We start from the raw sequence: 19731 nt of genomic DNA, 5'->3' as shown, positions 1-19731 counted from the left end.
TCGCGCTTTGGCGTGAACCGGGCGAGGAGGGTATAGGCCAATGGCGATAGCTGGGTTCCTGATCGAGATTTTTGCGGCGACCATGTTGCTGCTGTTTGCGGTGCGGCTGGTCCGTACGGGCATCGAAAGACGTTTTGGCGCATTGTTCCAGTCGCTGCTGACGCGTCACTCGAACACTTTTGTTGCCGGTGGGGCCGGAATGGTTCTGGCAACGATCCTGCAAAGCTCGGCTGCGGTTACAGTTTTGCTGACCGGTTTTGCCGCGGCAGGCATGGTCAGCTTTGGCCTTGCATTGGCCGGGGTGCTGGGCGCGGATCTGGGCGCAGCGCTTGTCATTCAGGTTTTGTCTTATGATCTGGGCTGGCTGCAGCCCGTGCTGCTGGCGCTGGGCGGGTGGCTGTACCTCAAGTCCGACCGCGCCAATGTGCGGCTGATCGGGCGCATTGTTCTGGGCATCGCGTTCATTCTGGTTTCACTGCAGTTCTTGCGCGATGCGGTTGACCCGATCCGCGAGAGCGCTTTTTTGCCCGCCATCGCGGGCTATCTGGAAAGCGACTATTTCAGCGCCTTTATCGTGGGCGCGGTACTGGCCTTTGTCATGCACAGTTCGGTTGCGACGATCCTGATGTGCGTGACACTGGTTCAGATCGGAGCCATCCCTTTTGCTGCCGGGCTGTCGCTGGTTCTTGGGGCCAATCTGGGCTCGGCCTTTATTCCGATCTGGCTGACCCGTGACCTGACCGTTTCCGCACGTCGTATTCCACTGGCCAACCTTCTGCTACGCGGCAGCGCGGCGCTGGTGATGCTGATTGTGGTCAACGTGACCGGCACGCATCAGACGTTGATGGTCGCGGGGGCAGGGCAGTCGTTGATCCTGGCTCATATCGGATTCAACCTCGCCGTTTTTGTGCTGGCCACAGGGTTCGTGGACTGGATGGAGCGACCGATGGCGCTGCTGCTGCCCGAGCCCGAGGTTAAGGCGCACGCGATGGACCACTTCTCGGACGCGCTTAGCCCACTGAACGATCCCAGCGTTTCGGGGGCGAATGTTGCGATGTCCTCGGTCCGGCATGAGCTGTTGCAGATGGTCACACAGGTTGAGCGCATGTTCCGCCCGGTTCTGGATATCTATGAGCAGGATGACAGCGATGCGATCTCGGCTCTGTGGCAGCAGGATGAGAGGGTGAACGCGCAGCTGACCGAAATCCGACGCTTTGTTGCACGACTGCCGCGCCAGAACATGAACAAAGCGCAGATCAAGGCCGCGCGCGGCCTAGTCGAATACGCGATCCGGCTTGAGGCGGCGGGCGACGTGGTGTCGAACCGCATGACCCGAACCGCGCAGATCAAACACACCGAACGCACCGATTTTTCGGCACAGGGCTGGAAGGAACTCAAGGATTTGCACGCGGCGGTGCTGGCCAGTTTCTCACTGGCTCGTCATGTGCTGCTGGTGGATGACATGGATTGCGCCCGCCGTCTGGTGCTGGACAAGGCCGAGGTTAAGCGCCTGTCGCGGAACAGCCGAAAGGCGCATTTGAAGCGGCTTGAGAGGGGGCAGACCGAAAGCTTTGCCTCAAGCGATCTGCATCTTGAGACGTTGCGCGCCATGCGCGACCTGCACGGGCATATCGCCGCCATCGCCTATCCGATCCTCTACCAAAGCGGGCAGCTGCTGGAGACACGTCTGGTGATGGAAATGGATAACGAAACGGTCGAGGACTAAGGCCGAGGGCAAGAGCTTGGGACAACAGTCCCGGAAAGTGACAAAGGATGAACGGGATGGGCAATGAAGCACGTTTGAACGACCTGAAAACCAAGGTCGAAGCCGGTGAGGTCGATACCGTGCTGGTCTGCATGGTCGACATGCAGGGGCGTCTTATGGGCAAGCGGTTCCACGCGGGGCATTTCGTGGCGGGCGCGTGGGAAGAGACCCATTGCTGCAACTATCTGTTGGCCACCGACCTCGAGATGGCGACGCCCGATGGCTATGCTGCCACCAGCTGGGAACGGGGATACGGCGACTATGTGATGAAGCCTGACCTAAGCACTCTGCGCCCGGTTCCGTGGCTTGAGGGCACCGCCATGGTGATGTGCGATGTGTTGGATCACCATACGCATGAGGAAGTACCCCACGCACCTCGGTCCATCCTGAAAAAGCAGGTGAACCGGCTGAAGGCCATGGGCTATGACGCCATGTGCGCCACCGAGCTGGAGTTTTTCCTGTTCGAGAAGAGCTTTGACCAGATCCGCAAGGAAGGGTTTCGCGATCTGGAGCCGATCTCGGGCTATAACGAAGACTATCACATCCTGCAGACCACCAAGGAAGAGCATGTGATGCGCCCGATCCGCAACCATCTGTGGAACGCGGGGATTCCGGTCGAGAACTCGAAAGGTGAGGCTGAGACCGGGCAGGAAGAGCTAAACATCAAATACGCCCCCGCGATGGAGACGGCCGAGTATCACTCGATCGCCAAGAACGCGGTGAAAGAGATTGCCTGGCAGCACGGCCACGCGGCGACGTTCCTGCCGAAATGGCATCATGAGAAAGTCGGCAGCTCGTCCCACGTGCATCAGTCGCTTTGGGCGGATGGGGTGCCAGCCTTTTTTGATGAAAAAGATCCGCTGGGCATGTCGGGTATCATGAAAAGCTATATGGCGGGTTTGCTGAAATACGCCGCTGATTACACCTATTTTATGGCCCCCTATATCAACAGCTATAAGCGGTTCATGAAGGGTACTTTTGCGCCGACGCGGATCATCTGGTCGGTGGACAATCGCACGGCGGGGTTCCGTCTTTGCGGCGATGGCACCAAGGCGGTTCGGGTGGAGTGCCGGATTCCGGGTTCGGACATGAACCCCTATTTGGCGATGGCCGGGATGCTGGCTGCAGGGATTGCCGGGATCGAGGAAGCGCTGGAATTGCAGCCTCCGACACAGGGCGACGTCTACCAGGGGGAAACGGGCATGATCCCCGGCAATCTGGGTGCGGCGCGGGATGCGTTGCATGGGTCGGCCATGTTGCGCGCGGCTCTGGGGGATGACGTGGTCGATCACTACGCCCGCGCGGCAGAGGTCGAGATTGAAGAGTTCGAGCGTGTGGTGACCGATTGGGAAATTGCGCGCGGGTTTGAGCGGGCTTAGCGGTGGAAGCGAGGGGCCAGCCCCTCGCGCTCCCCGAGGTATTTTTGGCCAGATGAAGCAGGGATCCTGTTTCTTTCGGAAATGGAGTAAAGATGGGGCAGATGTTGAAATGTGTCTCGCCGATTGATGGATCGGTTTATGCAGAGCGTGAAGTGCTGTCGGCACAAGCGGCTTTCAAGTCCGCCGCGCGGGCGCGTGCGGCGCAGGGGGAATGGGCGGCGCGCCCATTGCAGGAGCGGATTGATCTTGTAATGGCAGGTGTGGCCGCAGTTGGGGCGATGAATGATGAGATCGTGCCTGAGCTTGCGCATATGATGGGCCGTCCGGTGCGCTATGGCGGTGAGTTTGGCGGGTTCAATGAGCGCGCCAGTCATTTGGCCGAAATTGCTTCAGACGCTCTGGCCGATATCGCCGTGGGTGAGGATGAGACCTTTAAACGCTATATCAAGCGCATCCCGCACGGGGTCGTGTTTGTGGTGGCGCCGTGGAATTACCCCTACATGACGGCGATCAACACGGTTGCGCCTGCGCTGATCGCGGGCAATGCGGTGGTGTTGAAACACGCCACGCAGACCTTGCTGGTGGGTGAGCGTATGGCGCAGGCGTTCCATGCGTCGGGAGTGCCCGCGGATGTGTTCCAGAACGTGTTCCTCAGCCATGACGTGACCAATGATCTGATCGCGGGCAAAGCGTTTGATTTCGTGAACTTTACCGGCTCGGTCGGTGGCGGGCAGGCGATGGAGCGCGCGGCGGCGGGCACCTTTACCGGCGTTGGCACCGAACTGGGTGGCAAGGATCCGGGTTATGTCATGGAGGATGCCGATCTGGATGCGGCGGTCGATACGCTGATCGACGGGGCCATGTTCAACTCGGGCCAGTGTTGCTGTGGTATCGAGCGGATTTATGTGCATGAGAGCCTTTATGGCGATTTCGTCGCCAAGGCGGTAGAGGTCGTAAGGGGCTATAAGCTGGGCAACCCGCTGGACGAGGAGACGACGATCGGGCCGATGGCCAATGTTCGTTTTGCTGATGAGGTACGCGCGCAGATTTCTGAGGCGGTCGCGGCAGGTGCCGTCGCTCTTATCGAGACCTTCGCCGAGGACGATGGTGGTGCCTACCTGACGCCGCAGATCCTGACCAATGTCAGCCATGACATGCGCGTGATGCGGGACGAGAGCTTTGGCCCGGTTGTGGGCATCATGAAAGTGTCCTCGGACGAAGAAGCCATCGCGCTGATGAATGACAGCGAATTTGGCCTGACTGCCAGCCTCTGGACCCGCGATGTGGATCGTGCGGCGAAGGTGGGCGACCAGATCGAGACCGGCACCGTGTTCATGAACCGTGCTGACTATTTGGACCCGGGCCTGTGCTGGACCGGCTGCAAGAATACCGGGCGCGGGGGCGGATTGTCGGTCATCGGCTATCACAACCTCACACGTCCCAAATCCTACCATCTGAAAAAGGTGACATCATGAGCCTTGTTGGAAACTGGTCTTACCCGACCGCGATCAAATTCGGCGCTGGCCGGATCAAGGAATTGCCCGAGGCCTGCGCGGCTGCTGGGATGAAACGCCCTCTGCTGGTGACCGACAAGGGGTTGGCTGATCTGCCGATCACCACGGCCACTCTGGATATACTTGAGGCCGCCGGGCTGGGAAGAGGGCTATTCAGCGAAGTAGACCCGAACCCCAATGAAAAGAACCTCGAAGCCGGGGTTGCCGCCTATAATGCGGGTGGCCATGACGGGGTGATTGCCTTTGGTGGCGGTTCGGGGCTGGATCTGGGTAAGATGGTTGCCTTTATGTGCGGCCAGACCCGCCCTGTTTGGGATTTCGAGGATATCGGCGACTGGTGGACTCGCGCGGATGCCGACGCCATCGCACCGATCATTGCCGTGCCGACCACCGCCGGGACCGGGTCCGAGGTGGGCCGCGCCAGCGTCATCACCAACTCGGAAACGCATGCGAAGAAGATCATCTTCCACCCCAAGGTTCTGCCTGCGGTCGTGATCTGCGACCCCGAGCTGACCGTCGGGATGCCCAAGTTCATCACCGCAGGCACCGGTCTGGACGCGTTTGCGCATTGTGTCGAGGCGTTCAGCAGCCCGCACTATCACCCTATGAGCCAGGGCATCGCGCTGGAGGGGATGCGGCTGGTCAAGGACTACCTGCCGCGCGCCTATGCCGACGGCACCGACATCGAAGCCCGCGCCCAGATGATGAGCGCGGCGGCGATGGGGGCGACGGCGTTCCAAAAGGGCCTCGGAGCGATCCACGCGATGAGCCATCCGATTGGCGCGGTGTTCAACACCCATCACGGCACCACCAACGCGGTCTGCATGCCCGCCGTGCTGGACTTCAATGCGCCCGCCATCGCCGAACGGCTCCAGCAGGCCGCGGCCTATTTGGGCATAGAAGGCGGCTTTGACGGCTTCCGCGCTTTTGTGCAGGAGTTCAACGACAGCTTTGCCATCCCGCGCAAACTCTCTGATCTGGGCGTGACCGAAGCGTCGATCCCTGAACTGGTCAAAGGCGCGATCACTGACCCGTCCTGTGGCGGCAACCCGATTGAACTGACCGAAGACAACCTGACCGCGCTGTTCAAAGCCGCGCTGTAACAGGGTTGCAGACCCGCTCCCTCACCTCGCATACTGTGTGCAGGTGAGGGAGATTTTCATGACCAAAGAGATTGTTCTGATCCACGGGGCCTTTGCCGGGCCGTGGTGTATGGAGGATTACGCGGGCTTCTTCCGCGCGCGCGGCTGGACGGTTCACACCCCTGCGCTGCGCTACCATGGCGGCGACCCTAAGGCCGAGCCCGATCCCGGCCTGACCGACACCAGCGTCATGGACTACGCCGATGACATCGCCGCATTCGTGCAGGGGCTGGACAGCAAGCCAGTGCTGCTCGGCCACGCCATCGCGGGGGTTGTGGCGCAGCAGGTGGCGTCTCGCGGGCTGGCCAGCGCCATTGTTCTGATCAACCCGAACGCTGCCTGGGGGACGTTGCCTGAAACCGATGATGAGCGCGCCGTGCCGCGTGCGCTGATGGAGGGCGGGGCATTCTGGAAACAGCCCATGCGGGTTGATTTCGACCTGATGGCGCCCTTTGCGCTGAATAAAATGCCCGAAGCGCAGCAGCATGAGGTGTTCGACCAACTCGGCCCCGAAAGCGGGCGAGTGATGTTCGAGATGTTCTTTTGGATGTTCGACGACCACCACGCGATGAAGGTGGATATCGACAAGGTCGACTGTCCCGTCCTGATCGTTTCCGGCACCGAGGACCGGGCCGTGAACCCCAACACCTGCCGCGCGTTGGCGAAACTCTACGGCGACCGCGCAACCTTTCTACCCGCCGAGAACCACGCGCATTTTCTGTTTATGGAGCCCGGCTGGGAAGGACCGGCCGGACAGATCGCGGATTGGCTGGATCAGACGCCGGGTGTCACCGACTGATCTGAAAGCTGCTTTGGGGTTTCCAGCTGAGTGAGCCGTCGTCGTTCTTGACACAGCGCAGTAGGTGCTCTTCACGGGTACTGATCGTGTCGGTCACAGTATTGTCGCCGAAGATCACGACAAAAGCGTCCTGTGAATAGGCCATGCCTGCGTAATAGCAAAACCGGGTCTCAGCCCCATCCGGAATTGGCGATGCAGTGCTGAGCGTTTGTTGCGCGGTCACTTGGCTGGCCAGCAGAGTCAGGGCCAGCCCGAGGGGTAATGTCTTCATGTCGTCCTCCCGTTGAGAGATCAGTGGGTCAAATGGCTCTTGGACGCTCGGGAACCTCAAATGTCGTTCTTGCATGACGGGTTGAGAGTAAGTGTGAACGGGATCAACGGGTTAGGCAAGGGGCGTGTTTGAAGATCGTTTGGGGGGGCGTCCCGCGCTATCCAACTAATGCATGTTGGGAAGCACAATGTACGCTCCCGGCCCGAGGGTGGGTGCGTACGCATCCTAAACTCGTTTAGGAAGTCAACATGTTTGTAGGCTACCACGCCACCGTTTCGACCGTAGTGCGCGTCTGAACCACCTCAGTTCCCTTCAAGTCGTAGGGCTGGATTTTCGTGCGGCCCATTTGGTTCTCTGAAATGAGTGTCAATTCGTGAGTTTGTTGGAAGTCTACCTGTTCCGTCTCATTGTCAAATACAACTTCGAATGTGACTTCCCCGTTGCTTGGTACTGCCCTGAATTCAAGGGGGTAAACCTTCTCCAGCGTGGGCGATATCGATAGGCTAATTCTGACCGCCGATTTGCCAATATTAGTGATCTTGTATTCATAGAATGGGTGGCCGTAATTCGTCCCGTGCCTGTGCCGCGAGACGACTAAATGAGGCATCTCAGCCTCTTGTCTCATCCACGAATTCTCCTTGAACGCTGCTTCTTCAATTTCCAATTGGCGTCGGGTTACACCGACCATTGTCTTTTGTTGGCCAACTGCGTTCTTTAGTTCTGCAGCTTGCAGATTCAAGGCTTCGACGCTGTGCTGCAGTTCTCGACCTTGTTGAAAATAGCCAAGAATTAGCCAAAATACGGCTACAGGCCCTAGTGAACCGGCTAAAAAGTCACCCCATTCATTGGGGTCTAACGAGGAAAACTCACCCCAGTTTTCTACCAATAGGTATGTAAGAAAAATAGCGTAGAGCGTGGTTACAAAAACTCCAAACAATAAAAGCTTGTTCAATTACTTTCCTCAAACATCCAACTCCTCCACAAACCGCGCGTTCTCCTGAATATACTGGAACCGCAGTTCGGGTTTTTTGCCCATCAGGCGCTCGACCAGGTCTCCGGTTTCGCCGGGTTCGTCCTCGTCAATCGTGACGCGGATCAGTTTGCGGGAGGCGGGGTCCATGGTTGTCTCTTTCAGGTCCTTGGCGTCCATTTCGCCCAGACCTTTGAATCGTGAGACGTCGATCTTGCCTTTGCCGCCCAGACCTTTTTCCAGCCATTCGTCGCGCTCGGCCTCGTCCAGGCAATAGACGCGTTTGGCGCCTTGGGTCAGGCGATACAGAGGCGGGCAGGCCAGATACAGGTGGCCCGCGTCGATCATTGGCCGCATCTGGGTGAAGAAGAACGTCATCAGCAAGGACGCAATATGCGCGCCGTCCACATCCGCGTCGGTCATGATGATGACCTTGTCATAGCGTAGGTCGTCGACGTTGAACTTGGTGCCAAGGCCCACACCCAGCGCTTGGGTCAGATCGTTGATCTCGGCATTGGTGCCCAGTTTCGAACTGGCCGCGCCCAGCACGTTCAGGATTTTGCCGCGCAGGGGCAGCAGGGCCTGCGTTTTGCGGTCACGCCCCATTTTGGCCGAGCCACCGGCCGAGTCGCCCTCGACAATGAATAATTCGGTGCCGTCCCGTGTTGAACTACTACAGTCCACCAGCTTGCCGGGAAGACGAAGTTTTTTAGTGGCGGATTTACGTTGTGTCTCTTTCTCGGCTCGTCGGCGCAGACGCTCCTCGGCTCGGAGTATCACAAAGTCGAGGATCGCGCCGGCAGATTTCGTGTCCGCGGCCAGCCAGTTATCGAAATGGTCGCGGACCGAATTCTCAACCAGTCGCTGGGCCTCGACCGTGGCCAGACGGTCTTTGGTCTGGCCGACGAATTCCGGCTCGCGGATAAAGCAGGACACCAGCGCGCAGCCGCCGGTGATCAGGTCTTCGCGGGTGATCTGCGCGGCTTTCTTGTTGTTGATCAGCTCACCATAAGCCTTGATCCCCTTGAGGATCGCGGCCCAGAATCCCGCCACGTGTGTGCCGCCTTCGGGGGTGGGGACGGTGTTACAGTAGGATTGGATGAACCCATCGCGCGAAGGTGTCCAGTTGATCGCCCATTCGACCTTGCCCGGTGTCCCGAACTTCTCGGTGAAGTCCACGGTGCCTGCGAAGGGCTGCTCGGCGTAGGTGGACGAGCCGTTCATCGTCTCCTTGAGGTAATCAGACAGGCCGCCGGGGAAATGGAACGTGGCCTCGGTCGGGGTTTCGCCGTCGTCGATGGCGGATTTCCAGCGGATTTCCACGCCCGAGAACAGATAGGCCTTGGACCGGATGGATTTGAACAACCGCGCCGGTTTGAACTTGTGGTGGCCAAAGATTTCGGCATCGGCGTGGAATGTCACGGTGGTGCCGCGCCGGTTGGGAGCCGCACCGATTTTCTCGACCGGTCCCAAGGGGATACCGCGTGAGAACCGTTGTTCGAACAGCGTCTTGTCCCGCGCTACCTGTACGACCATCGAGTCCGACAGGGCGTTCACCACCGAGGCACCAACCCCATGCAGACCGCCCGAGGTCTGATAGGCCTTGCCCGAGAATTTACCACCCGCGTGCAGGGTACACAGAATGACTTCAAGCGCGGATTTGTCCGGGAATTTCGGATGTGGATCAATTGGGATACCGCGCCCGTTGTCGCGCACGGTCAGGGCGTAATCTGCGTGCAGCTCGACCTCGATCCGGTTGGCGTGACCGGCGACCGCCTCGTCCATCGAGTTGTCGAGGATTTCGGCCACCATGTGATGCAGCGCGCGCTCATCCGTGCCGCCGATATACATGCCGGGGCGTTTGCGAACGGGTTCCAGCCCTTCAAGCACCTCGATCGAGGAGGCGTCATAGGTGGAAGTCGCTTCAGGCGTCAACAGATCGTCGGGCATCGGTGCTGCTCTTGTTTTTGAGTTTTATCCATTATGGCAGGTGATGTAGTCCGGGGGAAGAGGGGCGCGAAGTGTTGTAGAAAAATGCGAGGATCACGCGGGTTTTCGTATATGGCCTGTTTTCGACTAAGATGGGGGCAGTTTGTATTTTCTATCAACTAGGGGCAATTGGATGACGGCAAATTCCGCAGAGTTTATTGGTGACATTCCGACATATTATGACACTGGTCTTGGACCAAATATTTTCGTCGATTACGCACAACACTTGGTCGAGACATGTTGCAGCGAACCCGCTAGCGAAGTGGTCGAACTTGCAGCCGGAACCGGCATAGTCAGCAGAATGCTCCGAGATCAGTTGCCTGCAGCAGCAAACCTGCTGGTCACTGATTTGAACGCGCCGATGTTGGATGTTGCCAAGACTAAGTTTTCTAGCTCGGAAAACGTTCGTTTTGACGTTGTCAACGCGATGGAACTGCCATTCGAAACACCAAAGTTCGATTTAATGGTGTGTCAGTTTGGCGTGATGTTTTTTCCCGACAAAGTCGCCTCGTTCCGTGAGGCCGCGAGAGTGCTGAAACCCCGAGGGCGTTACGTTTTTAATGTCTGGAGTTCTATGGCTGAAAACCCGGTTTCGCAGATGGCTCAGGACGTTGTTGCGCAGGTCTTCCCGGACGACCCTCCGGGTTTTTACCAAGTTCCGTTTCACTACGGAGACCCGCAGGCCGTATTGGCTGACTTGTCCGCCGCCGGTTGGCACAATGTGACATTCCAGACGATACGGTTGAGTAAAAAGATCCTGGATCCCGCGGCATTCTCGCGCGCTTTGGTGTTCGGAAACCCTTTGGTGGACGAAATAAAAGAGCGCGGCGGTGCCGATCCCGAGGAGGTCGCGGTGGAAATGGCAAAGGCATTGGATCAGCGATTTGGGTCAGAGGACATGGTGATGCCCTTGTCGGCCACGACTTTTGTCGGACAAATGGATTAACCCCACCTTTGAAATCGAAGCTTGCCTCCTGGGGCATCGCCGGTAACAACTCAATCTGTGATTGACGCGACCAAAATCGTAAGGAAGTGGAATGAGTTGGATCAAGACGGTGCCCTTCGAGCAGGCAACAGGTCGACTGAAGAAACTGTATGAACGGGTCACCGGGCCGGGGAACAACGTTGACAACATCATGATGGTGCATTCCCTGCGCCCGCATTCGATGGAAGGCCACATGGCGTTGTACAAAAACGTGTTGCACCATTCGGCCAACACCATTCCGAAATGGTTTCTCGAGGTTCTGGGCGTCTGGGTCAGTTCGTTGAATCGTTGTGGATACTGTGTCGAGCATCACTTCAGTGGTCTACAGCGTTTGCTGGACGATCCTGCACGCGCAGAAGCTATTCGTGCAGCGATTGAGGCCAAAGCGCCAGATACCGCCCCTTTGGATGCCGCGCAGGTCGCTGGGATGCATTATGCGCGCATGTTGACTCAGGCACCGGCGGATATGACAGAAGCAGATATCGACGCGTTACGCGCGGCGGGGTGGGATGACGGCCAGATACTCGAGATTAATCAGGTCTGCGCCTATTTCTCGTATGCCAACCGCACTGTTCTGGGGCTGGGGTGCGACACCGATGGGGATGTTTTGGGACTATCTCCCAACAACTCCGAGGACCCGGCGGATTGGGGGCATCGCTAGGCCGTCAGGCACCGCTCCAGTCCAGAATTGCCTGCGCCATTGCATCAGGTCGTTGGTGATGCAGCCAGTGATCGGCACCGGGAATGTCGACACGCTTCAGGTCGGGCGCGAAGGTTTCGAGCCCAGAGGTCGCCTCTGGCAGCAGCGCTTTGTCTTCCGGTCCCCAAAGAAGCAGATGCGGGCATCGGACCATCAGGCGCTCTACCGGCAACTCGGGCAGGTCCGTCAAAGGCTCGCCCGGTTTGGCCACCACCAAAGGAGAAGCGCGATACCAGTTCAACATAGCGTTCAACCGACCGGGCCGACCCCACTCGGTGCGATAGTCTTGCATCTGATGATCAGACAACCAATCCAACCCCATGCCGTATCTGAAGAAACGTTCAAGCAGGGCGAAGTTATTGGCTGAAAATCGATCGGCTGCGTCCTCGGCGCGCAGGTCATTGATATATTGCGAGGCTGCGGACTGCGCTCCTCCGGCCGCCATGGCGCGCTGAAATGGAACCGGATGAACTCCGTTCGCGATGATCAGGCGGTCGACCAGTTCGGGCCGAAACATAGCCAGGCCATAGGCCACCGAAGCCCCCCAATCGTGACCCAGAACCGTTACAGGCCCGCCCTGCGTTTCGATCAGTGCGGCCATGTCCGTCACCAGGTTGGACAGGGTGTAGTGGCCAACGCTTTCCGGCACCCAGCTTTGCCCGTAACCGCGCTGATCGGGCGCAACACAATGGTAGTGCGGGGCGAGGTACGGTGCCAGATCGGCCCATGCGCCGCCATATTCTGGAAAGCCGTGCAGCAGCAGCAGCGTGGGCAAATTTGGATCACCCCAGCTGCGTAGAAAAAACGGCTGACCGTTGAGTGTGACAAACCTGCTGTTCATGGGGCTAACCCTATGGTCTGAAATCGAAATACAGAGCACCTAAGATACAGCAATTTGACACCAATCAAAGCGCGAAGTGCCGGTCCCTGTTAGCCTTTCATCTAACAAGCTTAGCAAGGAGAAACTGAATGGAAACAGCGGCACAGATAGAAAAGACAGAAACGCCCGTTACTGTGGTGCCCGCCTCTGCAGCGCCCAGTCCCGAGAAAATTCGCCTGGCTTTTGAAAGCGGCAAATACCCCTATGGTCGCAAAATGGCGCGCAGGACGTATGAGGCGCAAAAGGCCGAGTTGCAGGCCGAGTTGCTGAAGGTTCAGCTGTGGGCGCAAGAGACGGGTCAGCGGTTTGTGTTGTTGTTTGAAGGCCGCGACGCTGCTGGAAAGGGTGGCACGATCAAACGGTTCATGGAGCACCTGAACCCGCGTCAGGCCCGTGTGGTCGCGTTGAACAAACCCACCTGGGAAGAAAAGGGTCAGTGGTATTACCAGCGCTATATTCAGGAACTGCCGACCGTGGGCGAAATGGTGTTTTATGACCGCTCCTGGTACAACCGCGCGGGCGTTGAGCGGGTGATGGGCTTTTGTTCGCCCAATGAGTATCTGGAGTTCATGCGTCAGACCCCGGATTTTGAGCGGATGCTGGTGCGCTCTGGCATTCAGCTTTACAAATACTGGTTCTCAGTCACGCAGGAAGAGCAACAGCGCCGGTTCAAAAGCCGTGAAACCGACCCGCTGAAACAGTGGAAATTGTCACCGATCGATAAGGCGAGTCTTAGCAAGTGGGACGACTACACCGAGGCGAAAGAGGCGATGTTCTTCTACACCGATACGGCCGATGCGCCCTGGACGATCATCAAGTCCAACGACAAGAAACGTGCCCGTCTGAACACGATGCGCCACTTCCTGTCGACGCTGGACTATCCCGGTAAGAACCATGACATCGTAAGCGATCCGGATCCTCTGATCGTCGGGCAGGCACATCACGTGATCCATCGGTCCGAGCACATACTGGGTACGTCTCTGCATCCGGACGCTTGAAAGGGCCATTTGAAGCTGACTACCGGCTCTTGATAATGAGTCTCATCTTGAAATTTCGTTGATCTGGTCTTGTCCCGGCTTCTAGCCGGGCATAAGGCTGGGGCAATGAACAAGGTGATGACATATCGCGGCCACTTCCGGGCCATCGCCGTGCTCGGCCTGCCGTTGGTGGGCGGGCATCTGGCGCAGTTCGCGATCGGCTTGACCGATACAATCATGCTGGGCTGGTACGGGGTCGAGGCTTTGGCTGCTGTAACCTTGGCCAGCAGCTACTATTTCGTGCTGTTTCTGTTCGGGGCCGGGTTCGGCTGGGCCGTTATGCCTATCGTCGCCACGGCCGCTGCGGAAGAGGACGAAACGAGTATTCGCCGCTCGACCCGCATGGGGTTGTGGCTGTCACTGATCTATGCGGCTCTTATGATGCCGTTGCTATGGTGGTCCTACCCGATCCTGATTGCTTTGGATCAGGACCCTGATGTTGCGCGAACGGCTTCCCAGTACCTGCGGGTTGCTGGGTGGGGCCTGTTCCCGGCGCTTATCGTGATGGTCTTGAAGTCTTATCTGGCCGCGTTGGAACGGACCCAGATCGTTCTTTGGATTACGGTAACAGCCGCCGTGGTCAACGGCCTAACTAACTATGCGCTGATCTTCGGGAACTGGGGCGCGCCCGAGATGGGCGTGATCGGCGCCGCCGTGGCCTCGGTGGTTACACAGATCGTTTCGCTGGTCTTTGTGGTGATCTATGCGGTGCGTGTCTTGCCCGAACACAGCCTGTTTCAGCGTTTCTGGCGCCCGGATTGGGAGTTCTTCTTCAGCGTCCTGCGTCTGGGCGTGCCCATCGGATTGACTACTCTGGCCGAGGTTAGCTTGTTTGCGATGTCCGCGATCATGATGGGGTGGCTGGGTCAGGTGCCGCTGGCGGCGCACGGGATCGCGCTGAATTTGGCCTCGGCTACGTTCATGGTGCATCTGGGCCTGTCGAACGCAGCCACGATCCGAGCGGGCAACGCGCTGGGGCGCAAGGACCGGGCGCATCTGGAAAAAGGCGCGATTGCCGTAACGGGCATGTCTTTGGTGATGTCGGTGCTGACGGTCATCCTGTTCCTGACCTGCGCCGAGCCGTTGATCTCGTTGTTTATGGAAACAGACGATCCGCAGCGGGGGGAAATCCTGTTGATTGGCACCGGGTTGCTGGCCATGGCGGCCCTGTTCCAACTGGTGGATGGCGCGCAGGTGATTGCGCTGGGCCTGTTGCGTGGTTTGCAGGACGCCAAAGTGCCGATGGTAATGGCGGGGCTTAGCTATTGGGTCGTGGGCATTCCAGCGTCGTATTACTTTGGCTTTGTCCGGGGGATGGACGGAATTGGAGTCTGGCTGGGTCTTGTTCTGGGGCTGGCTTGTGCGGCGGTGCTTCTGATGGCACGGTTCTGGATGCGATCGGTTCGGTCTGTGCCGGTGGCGGCTTAGCCCTTGCTGAGTCGATCCGCCTTTTTGCGCACGAGGACGCTGCGCAGGTCATGCATGGCCATCAACAATCTGTCGGTCACATCCTCAAGCTGATCATCGGTCGCCTTTGACTGTGCCCATTGAGTCGTCAGGTTCAGGTAATCCACGGCCCGGTGGATATCATCCATGTCGCGCTGGGCCAGCAAGGCCTTGCGCGCCTCCATCCAGCGCGCGATTTCGGCTTGGTCGGCTTCGGTCAGGGTGCGCTGGCCTTGCGGTTTGACCTCGCCATTTCGGATGTTGATGACGGCGATCTGGTCCATCTCGATCCGTTGCTGGCGGTTTTCAGTGTCGATCCGGAATACCGCAGCTCCATTCTCGCGGATACGGAAATAGTATTCGGGCAGTTCAGTCGCCATACGGCCTCCGGGCTCAGGTCAGTGCAGCGCAGAAATTTTGGATGCGGGTGCAAGCCTCGGTCAGCGCCTCATCCGATGTAGCATAGCTGACACGGAAATTCGGAGACAAGCCAAACGCGGCACCAAAAACAACGGCAACGTCAGCCTCTTCCAGCAACGCTGTGGCAAATGCCTCATCCGATGCGATCACGGTACCCGCCGGGGTTGTTTTTCCGATCAGACCCGCGATCGAAGGATAGACGTAAAAAGCACCTTCGGGCGTGGGGCAGGTGATGCCGTCGATCTGGTTTAGCATCTTCACCACAAGATCGCGGCGTCGTTTGAATGTCTCGGCATTGGGGGCCAGAAAATCCTGCGTGCCGTTCAGCGCCTCGACCGCAGCCCATTGGCTGACCGAACAAGGGTTCGAGGTCGACTGCGATTGGATCTTGCGCATCGCTGCGATCAACTCGGCCGGGCCTGCGGCATACCCGATCCGCCAGCCGGTCATGGCATAGGCTTTGGACACACCGTTACAGGTTAGTGTGCGCTCATACAGGCCGGGTTCGACCTCAGCCGGAGTGCAAAATTCGAACCCGTCATAGGCGAGATGTTCATACATATCATCAGACATGATCCAAACATGCGGATGGCGCATCAGCACATCGGTTAACGCCTTTAGCTCGGTCCGGCTGTAACCCGCACCAGTAGGGTTGGAAGGAGAGTTGAAGATGAACCACTTGGTGTTCGGCGTGATCGCGGCCTCAAGCTGTTCGGCTGTCAGCTTGAACTGGTTTTCCAAGGTTGTTTCCACCACGACCGGCGTGCCGCCTGCCAGCAGAACCATATCGGGATAGCTGACCCAGTAGGGGGCGGGGATGATCACCTCATCGCCGTCGTTCATGGTAGCAATTAAGGCGTTATACAGCGTCTGCTTGCCGCCGGTACCTACCGAGATCTGGGCAGGCTTATAGTCCAACCCGTGATCACGTTTCATTTTGGCACAAGCCGCCTGTTTCAACTCGGGGATGCCATCGGGCGCGGTGTATTTCGTTTTCCCCGCGGCAATGGCGGCGACAGCCGCGTCCTTGATGTTCTGCGGCGTGTCGAAATCGGGTTCGCCCGCGCTCAGTCCGATGACGTCGCGCCCTGCGGCCTTCAATTCGGCGGCTTTCGCTGTCATTGCGATGGTCGGTGATGGTTTTACGCGTGACAGTGTCGCAGACAGGAAACTCATGATGGGCCTCGGTTTGTATGTTCAACCTGTCTGTCATAGGGTGCGCCCGAATGACGATCAAGCGATATGCACAGTGGAATTGGAGACGCGAATGAACGACGAAAGCGACTGGTACGGCCCGGAATCAGCAACTTTTGGCGACCGGCTGGCAGGCGCGCGTGAAGCGGCAGGTATGACGCAATCGCAGCTTGCGCGGCGGCTTGGCGTCAAGAAGGCCACGATCGTCGCTTGGGAAAACGACCTGTCTGAGCCGCGCGCCAACCGTTTGTCGATGATGGCTGGAATGATCAACGTCTCGATCATGTGGCTTTTGACTGGCGAGGGTGAGGGCATGGATGCCCCGGTTGAAGTGGTGGAAAACGCGCCTGAGCTTGTTGAAGTCGTGACCGAGTTGCGCGCCATCCGTGGCGAGATGCGGGCCAGCGCCGAACGGGCCGCCAAGTTGGAGAAACGCGTGCGCCTGATGTTGGTGCGAAATCAATGACCGAGCCGCGTGACGTTCAGATCAAGCGATTGAAAATGCGCTCCATGCGCCGGGGGATTAAGGAAATGGACCTGATCCTTCAAGCGTATGCCGAACGCAATTTGGCGGCGATGGACAGTGCGGGGTTGGAAACCTATGATGCGCTGCTGCACGAAAATGATCAGGACCTGTATCAATGGGTGACCGGGCAGGTCACCGCCCCAGAGCGGTTCGGGGATCTGATAACTGATATCGCACAAACATTTCAAAAATAAAGAAAAAGACGGTTTAACCGAATTTTCGGTTTTTCGATTCATTCTGCCTGAAACAGCGCGATTGAATCGGAGGATCGGATGAGTATGGAAATGCAGGTCTCCGCGCACGGGGCCAAGGGCTTCATGACCAGTTATCTTGAGGCGCTTGCCCTTGTCGAACGGCTGCACCGTCTGCTTTTGGACGTCATCAAGGACGAGTTCGAACGTGTCGGCGTACTTGAAATCAACGCGGTTCAGGCATTGCTGCTTTTCAACATCGGCGATCATGAAGTCACGGCAGGTGAGCTGAAAAGCCGGGGATATTACCAGGGCAGTAATGTCAGCTATAACCTGAAAAAGCTGGTTGAGATGGGCTATATGCACCACCAGCGTTGCGAGATTGACCGCCGTTCGGTCCGTGTGCGTCTGACGCCGCGTGGACGTGAAATTCGTGACACTGTGTCCGAGCTGTTCGCGCGCCATGCCGATGGTTTGCAGTCACGTGGCGTGTTGGGGCTTGAGGGGATTGAGGACATCACCACCTCTCTCCGTCGGGTTGAACGGTATTGGACGGACCAGATCCGTTATATTTACTGATCAGGGTCGGGTGTATGGCCTGGCGTCGGACAGGACCAAGCCCTCAAGCTCGCGGATTAGCTTGCGGGTCATCGCATCCTCATAAGCTTCGAACCCGACGGCAACCTCGACAAAGGCGTCGGGGCCCAGAATGACCCAGGCATTGTAGTAAGCGGATAACTCACTGATCTGTACGTCGCGCTTGTCCCCGACATTGGCGTCATCGGGGCCGATAACCAGACCGTTGACGGTGATCCCGCTGGCTTGCAGTGCTTGTTTCACCTCGCGGGGGTGAGGGCCAATGTTGTGCTTTCCGTCGCCAGAAAGGTCCAGCGTTTGCTTCCAGCACTCGGGCTGTTGGGACAGTAATTCAGCGCCAAACAGCATTGCCGATCCAACTGCTGTCCCCTGAGGCGCCGAGCTGCGCATTACCGAGTTTAACAGGTTTGAAATGCCAACCAGTTGTTCCTCGGATCGGATTTCTGTCCAGTCCAGCAGCATGTGCTGATGACTGGCCTCACTCCATTCGAATACGGCGAGCCGCACCGCAGGACCAAGGCCCGAAAGAAGCAGTTGCTTGACCTTGGGTTGTTGCAGGGCAGCGGCCAGACCACCGAGTTGCAAACTGTATTCGGCGCTATCGACCGAGCCAGAGACATCCAGACCCAATGCAAGAGCCTGTCTGCACTCAGACAGGGCGGGTGTTCCCAAAAAGGCTGCGACAGCGGCAAGGTACCGGATCATTTTGGCGCTTCACCGGACAAAGCGCCGATTTGCAGGCCTTGCAATTCCCTCTCAAGCTTCCGGCGCATGGCGCGCTCGAAGTCTTCGAACCCTTGCGCCACTTCAAGAAAAGCGCCGGGGCCATGCAGGACATTGTTCTCGAAAAACGGGATAAGGAACAGCTCGCCTTCGAAATCAGCAGCGTTGATGACCAGCCCGTTCACCACGACGTCCTGAAACGGAAAGTGGCGGTAGGCCGAATCCGGCCCGTACCCGTCATTGTTCGACCCATCACCAGACAGATCAATGGTCTGGAAAAGGCAGGGCGGGGCTTGCTGCATCAGTGTCGCACCAAAGGCCAACGCATATCCCATCGCCGTGGCCGAACCGCTATCGGAACGAACTGATTGCTGTATCGTCGTGGCTGCAGCCAGCAAATCCGCCCGTGTACGGATCATCGACCAGTTCAGAATGACGCGCTGCGTGCTGCGCCCGCTCCATTCATAGACCGCAAGCGCGACGGGCATTGGCGATGAGAAAAACGCCTTGGTCACTTCAGGCGCGACAAGAGCTGCGGCCAGACCCTGCCTTTGCAATGTGTCTTCAGTGGCGTCCACCGAGGTCGATATGTCCATCGCCAAGGCAAGCGCCAGTCGGCAGGTCTCGGCCCGCAAGGGGCTGGCCAATACGGCCAAGCCCAAGGTTGCCAGCCAGCGGATCACCAATGTCCGGTGCTCTCCATGCTGGCCCAGGGTTCGGCGGGGTCCAGCGCGTCGCCGTTTTGCAGCAGCTCGACCGAAATGTTGTCGGGCGAGCGCACAAACGCCATGCGCCCGTCACGCGGCGGCCGGTTGATCACGACGCCATTATCTTGAAGCAGTTGGCACATTTCATAGATATTATCGACCCCGTAGGCCAAATGACCGAAATGGCGGCTATCGCCAGGTAATCCGTCGTCGCCATCCCAGTTATATGTCAGCTCGATCGGACGATCTTCTTGCCCCGGAGGCGCCATGAAGATCAGCGAAAACCGCCCCTGTTCACTGTCATACCGGCGGGTTTCTTGTAGCCCCAGCAGTTCGTAAAACGCCATGGATTTCTCAAGATCTTTCACACGGACCATGGTGTGGAGGTATGTCAGCCCCATTGCGGTTTCCTTTTTTGTTCAGGTGATGCCATGCACCTTAGCGCGCTAACGTAGTCTGTCGAGGGGCGCAGCGGACACAATTTAGAGTTTGCGCA

The 19731-nt window shown here is 58.1% G+C and carries 21 protein-coding genes; 12 read left to right on the top strand and 9 right to left on the bottom strand.

Features of this window, described 5'->3' with window-relative positions; translation table 11 throughout:
* The first annotated feature begins 40 nt into the window (after positions 1–40).
* From AC2TAD_RS03295 to AC2TAD_RS03275, 5 genes are all read left to right on the top strand, one after another.
* Positions 41–1726, top strand: a complete 1686-nt coding sequence (locus tag AC2TAD_RS03295; protein WP_480865905.1) for a Na/Pi cotransporter family protein — start codon at positions 41–43, stop codon at positions 1724–1726.
* A gap of 56 nt (positions 1727–1782) precedes the next feature.
* The gene (locus AC2TAD_RS03290; protein WP_170752402.1) at positions 1783–3144 is read left to right on the top strand and encodes a glutamine synthetase family protein; all 1362 of its coding nucleotides are present in this window, start codon (positions 1783–1785) and stop codon (positions 3142–3144) included.
* 92 nt (positions 3145–3236) lie between these two features.
* The gene (locus AC2TAD_RS03285; protein WP_480865903.1) at positions 3237–4619 is read left to right on the top strand and encodes an aldehyde dehydrogenase family protein; all 1383 of its coding nucleotides are present in this window, start codon (positions 3237–3239) and stop codon (positions 4617–4619) included.
* Positions 4616–5761, top strand: a complete 1146-nt coding sequence (locus AC2TAD_RS03280; protein WP_480865902.1) for an iron-containing alcohol dehydrogenase — start codon at positions 4616–4618, stop codon at positions 5759–5761. Before AC2TAD_RS03285 ends, AC2TAD_RS03280 begins: the two co-directional genes overlap by 4 nt.
* Before the next feature lie 58 nt (positions 5762–5819).
* On the top strand, positions 5820–6599 hold the full coding sequence (locus AC2TAD_RS03275; protein WP_170752407.1) for an alpha/beta hydrolase: 780 nt from the start codon (positions 5820–5822) through the stop codon (positions 6597–6599).
* Here AC2TAD_RS03275 and AC2TAD_RS03270 read toward each other — a convergent pair.
* The 3 genes from AC2TAD_RS03270 to parE all read right to left on the bottom strand — a co-directional run bounded on the left by AC2TAD_RS03270 (position 6589) and on the right by parE (position 9790).
* Entirely contained in the window at positions 6589–6870 is a 282-nt protein-coding gene (locus tag AC2TAD_RS03270; protein WP_480865900.1) for a hypothetical protein, read from the bottom strand. The two genes, AC2TAD_RS03275 and AC2TAD_RS03270, sit on opposite strands and share 11 nt — an antisense overlap.
* Positions 6871–7129: 259 nt before the next feature.
* Positions 7130–7822 (bottom strand): hypothetical protein, encoded by a 693-nt coding sequence (locus AC2TAD_RS03265; protein ID WP_480865898.1) that lies wholly within the window; start codon positions 7820–7822, stop codon positions 7130–7132.
* 9 nt (positions 7823–7831) lie between these two features.
* Positions 7832–9790: a DNA topoisomerase IV subunit B gene (parE, locus tag AC2TAD_RS03260; protein ID WP_170354640.1), complete on the bottom strand. Its 1959-nt coding sequence runs from the start codon at positions 9788–9790 to the stop codon at positions 7832–7834.
* A 172-nt stretch (positions 9791–9962) separates the two neighbouring features.
* Here parE and AC2TAD_RS03255 point away from each other — a divergent pair, with 172 nt between their 5' ends.
* Positions 9963–10775, top strand: a complete 813-nt coding sequence (locus AC2TAD_RS03255) for a class I SAM-dependent methyltransferase (RefSeq protein WP_170752415.1) — start codon at positions 9963–9965, stop codon at positions 10773–10775.
* Positions 10776–10866: 91 nt separating this feature from the next.
* Positions 10867–11475 (top strand): peroxidase-related enzyme, encoded by a 609-nt coding sequence (locus AC2TAD_RS03250; RefSeq protein ID WP_170354638.1) that lies wholly within the window; start codon positions 10867–10869, stop codon positions 11473–11475.
* Between the two features lie 4 nt (positions 11476–11479).
* On the opposite strand, the gene AC2TAD_RS03245 is transcribed toward AC2TAD_RS03250, so the two are convergent.
* Positions 11480–12355: an alpha/beta fold hydrolase gene (locus tag AC2TAD_RS03245; RefSeq protein ID WP_480865896.1), complete on the bottom strand. Its 876-nt coding sequence runs from the start codon at positions 12353–12355 to the stop codon at positions 11480–11482.
* A gap of 128 nt (positions 12356–12483) precedes the next feature.
* Between AC2TAD_RS03245 and ppk2 the strand changes: the two genes are divergently transcribed.
* Together ppk2 and AC2TAD_RS03235 are read left to right on the top strand one after the other, a co-directional pair.
* Positions 12484–13392, top strand: a complete 909-nt coding sequence (ppk2, locus tag AC2TAD_RS03240) for a polyphosphate kinase 2 (protein ID WP_170354636.1) — start codon at positions 12484–12486, stop codon at positions 13390–13392.
* A gap of 105 nt (positions 13393–13497) precedes the next feature.
* The gene (locus AC2TAD_RS03235; protein ID WP_170752423.1) at positions 13498–14859 is read left to right on the top strand and encodes an MATE family efflux transporter; all 1362 of its coding nucleotides are present in this window, start codon (positions 13498–13500) and stop codon (positions 14857–14859) included.
* On the opposite strand, the gene AC2TAD_RS03230 is transcribed toward AC2TAD_RS03235, so the two are convergent.
* Both AC2TAD_RS03230 and AC2TAD_RS03225 read right to left on the bottom strand, forming a co-directional pair.
* Positions 14856–15257, bottom strand: coding sequence for a hypothetical protein (locus tag AC2TAD_RS03230; RefSeq protein ID WP_170752425.1), 402 nt, complete (start codon positions 15255–15257; stop codon positions 14856–14858). The genes AC2TAD_RS03235 and AC2TAD_RS03230 overlap by 4 nt on opposite strands.
* Before the next feature lie 13 nt (positions 15258–15270).
* Entirely contained in the window at positions 15271–16473 is a 1203-nt protein-coding gene (locus AC2TAD_RS03225) for a pyridoxal phosphate-dependent aminotransferase (RefSeq protein WP_480865895.1), read from the bottom strand.
* 91 nt (positions 16474–16564) lie between these two features.
* On the opposite strand from AC2TAD_RS03225, the gene AC2TAD_RS03220 reads away from it, so the two are divergent.
* The 3 genes from AC2TAD_RS03220 to AC2TAD_RS03210 all read left to right on the top strand — a co-directional run bounded on the left by AC2TAD_RS03220 (position 16565) and on the right by AC2TAD_RS03210 (position 17787).
* Positions 16565–16957: a helix-turn-helix domain-containing protein gene (locus AC2TAD_RS03220; protein WP_480865893.1), complete on the top strand. Its 393-nt coding sequence runs from the start codon at positions 16565–16567 to the stop codon at positions 16955–16957.
* A complete protein-coding gene (locus AC2TAD_RS03215; protein ID WP_480865891.1) occupies positions 16954–17211 on the top strand; it encodes a succinate dehydrogenase assembly factor 2 in 258 nt (85 codons plus the stop codon). The genes AC2TAD_RS03220 and AC2TAD_RS03215 overlap by 4 nt, the downstream gene beginning before the upstream one ends.
* A gap of 78 nt (positions 17212–17289) precedes the next feature.
* Positions 17290–17787 (top strand): MarR family winged helix-turn-helix transcriptional regulator, encoded by a 498-nt coding sequence (locus tag AC2TAD_RS03210; RefSeq protein ID WP_170354630.1) that lies wholly within the window; start codon positions 17290–17292, stop codon positions 17785–17787.
* Here AC2TAD_RS03210 and AC2TAD_RS03205 read toward each other — a convergent pair whose 3' ends face one another.
* From AC2TAD_RS03205 to AC2TAD_RS03195, 3 genes are read right to left on the bottom strand one after another with little or no spacing between them, the layout of a single operon-like run.
* Positions 17788–18510, bottom strand: coding sequence for a DUF1194 domain-containing protein (locus AC2TAD_RS03205; RefSeq protein WP_480865890.1), 723 nt, complete (start codon positions 18508–18510; stop codon positions 17788–17790). It abuts the gene before it with no gap.
* Entirely contained in the window at positions 18507–19211 is a 705-nt protein-coding gene (locus AC2TAD_RS03200; RefSeq protein WP_480865888.1) for a DUF1194 domain-containing protein, read from the bottom strand. The genes AC2TAD_RS03205 and AC2TAD_RS03200 overlap by 4 nt, the downstream gene beginning before the upstream one ends.
* Positions 19208–19636, bottom strand: coding sequence for a VOC family protein (locus AC2TAD_RS03195; RefSeq protein WP_170752437.1), 429 nt, complete (start codon positions 19634–19636; stop codon positions 19208–19210). The genes AC2TAD_RS03200 and AC2TAD_RS03195 overlap by 4 nt, the downstream gene beginning before the upstream one ends.
* Between the last annotated feature and the right edge of the window lie 95 nt (positions 19637–19731).

The organism is Ruegeria sp. HKCCD7628 (assembly GCF_057221005.1).
Note: the sequence above shows the minus strand (reverse complement) of the source record. Positions and strands in the feature narration are given on the sequence as shown.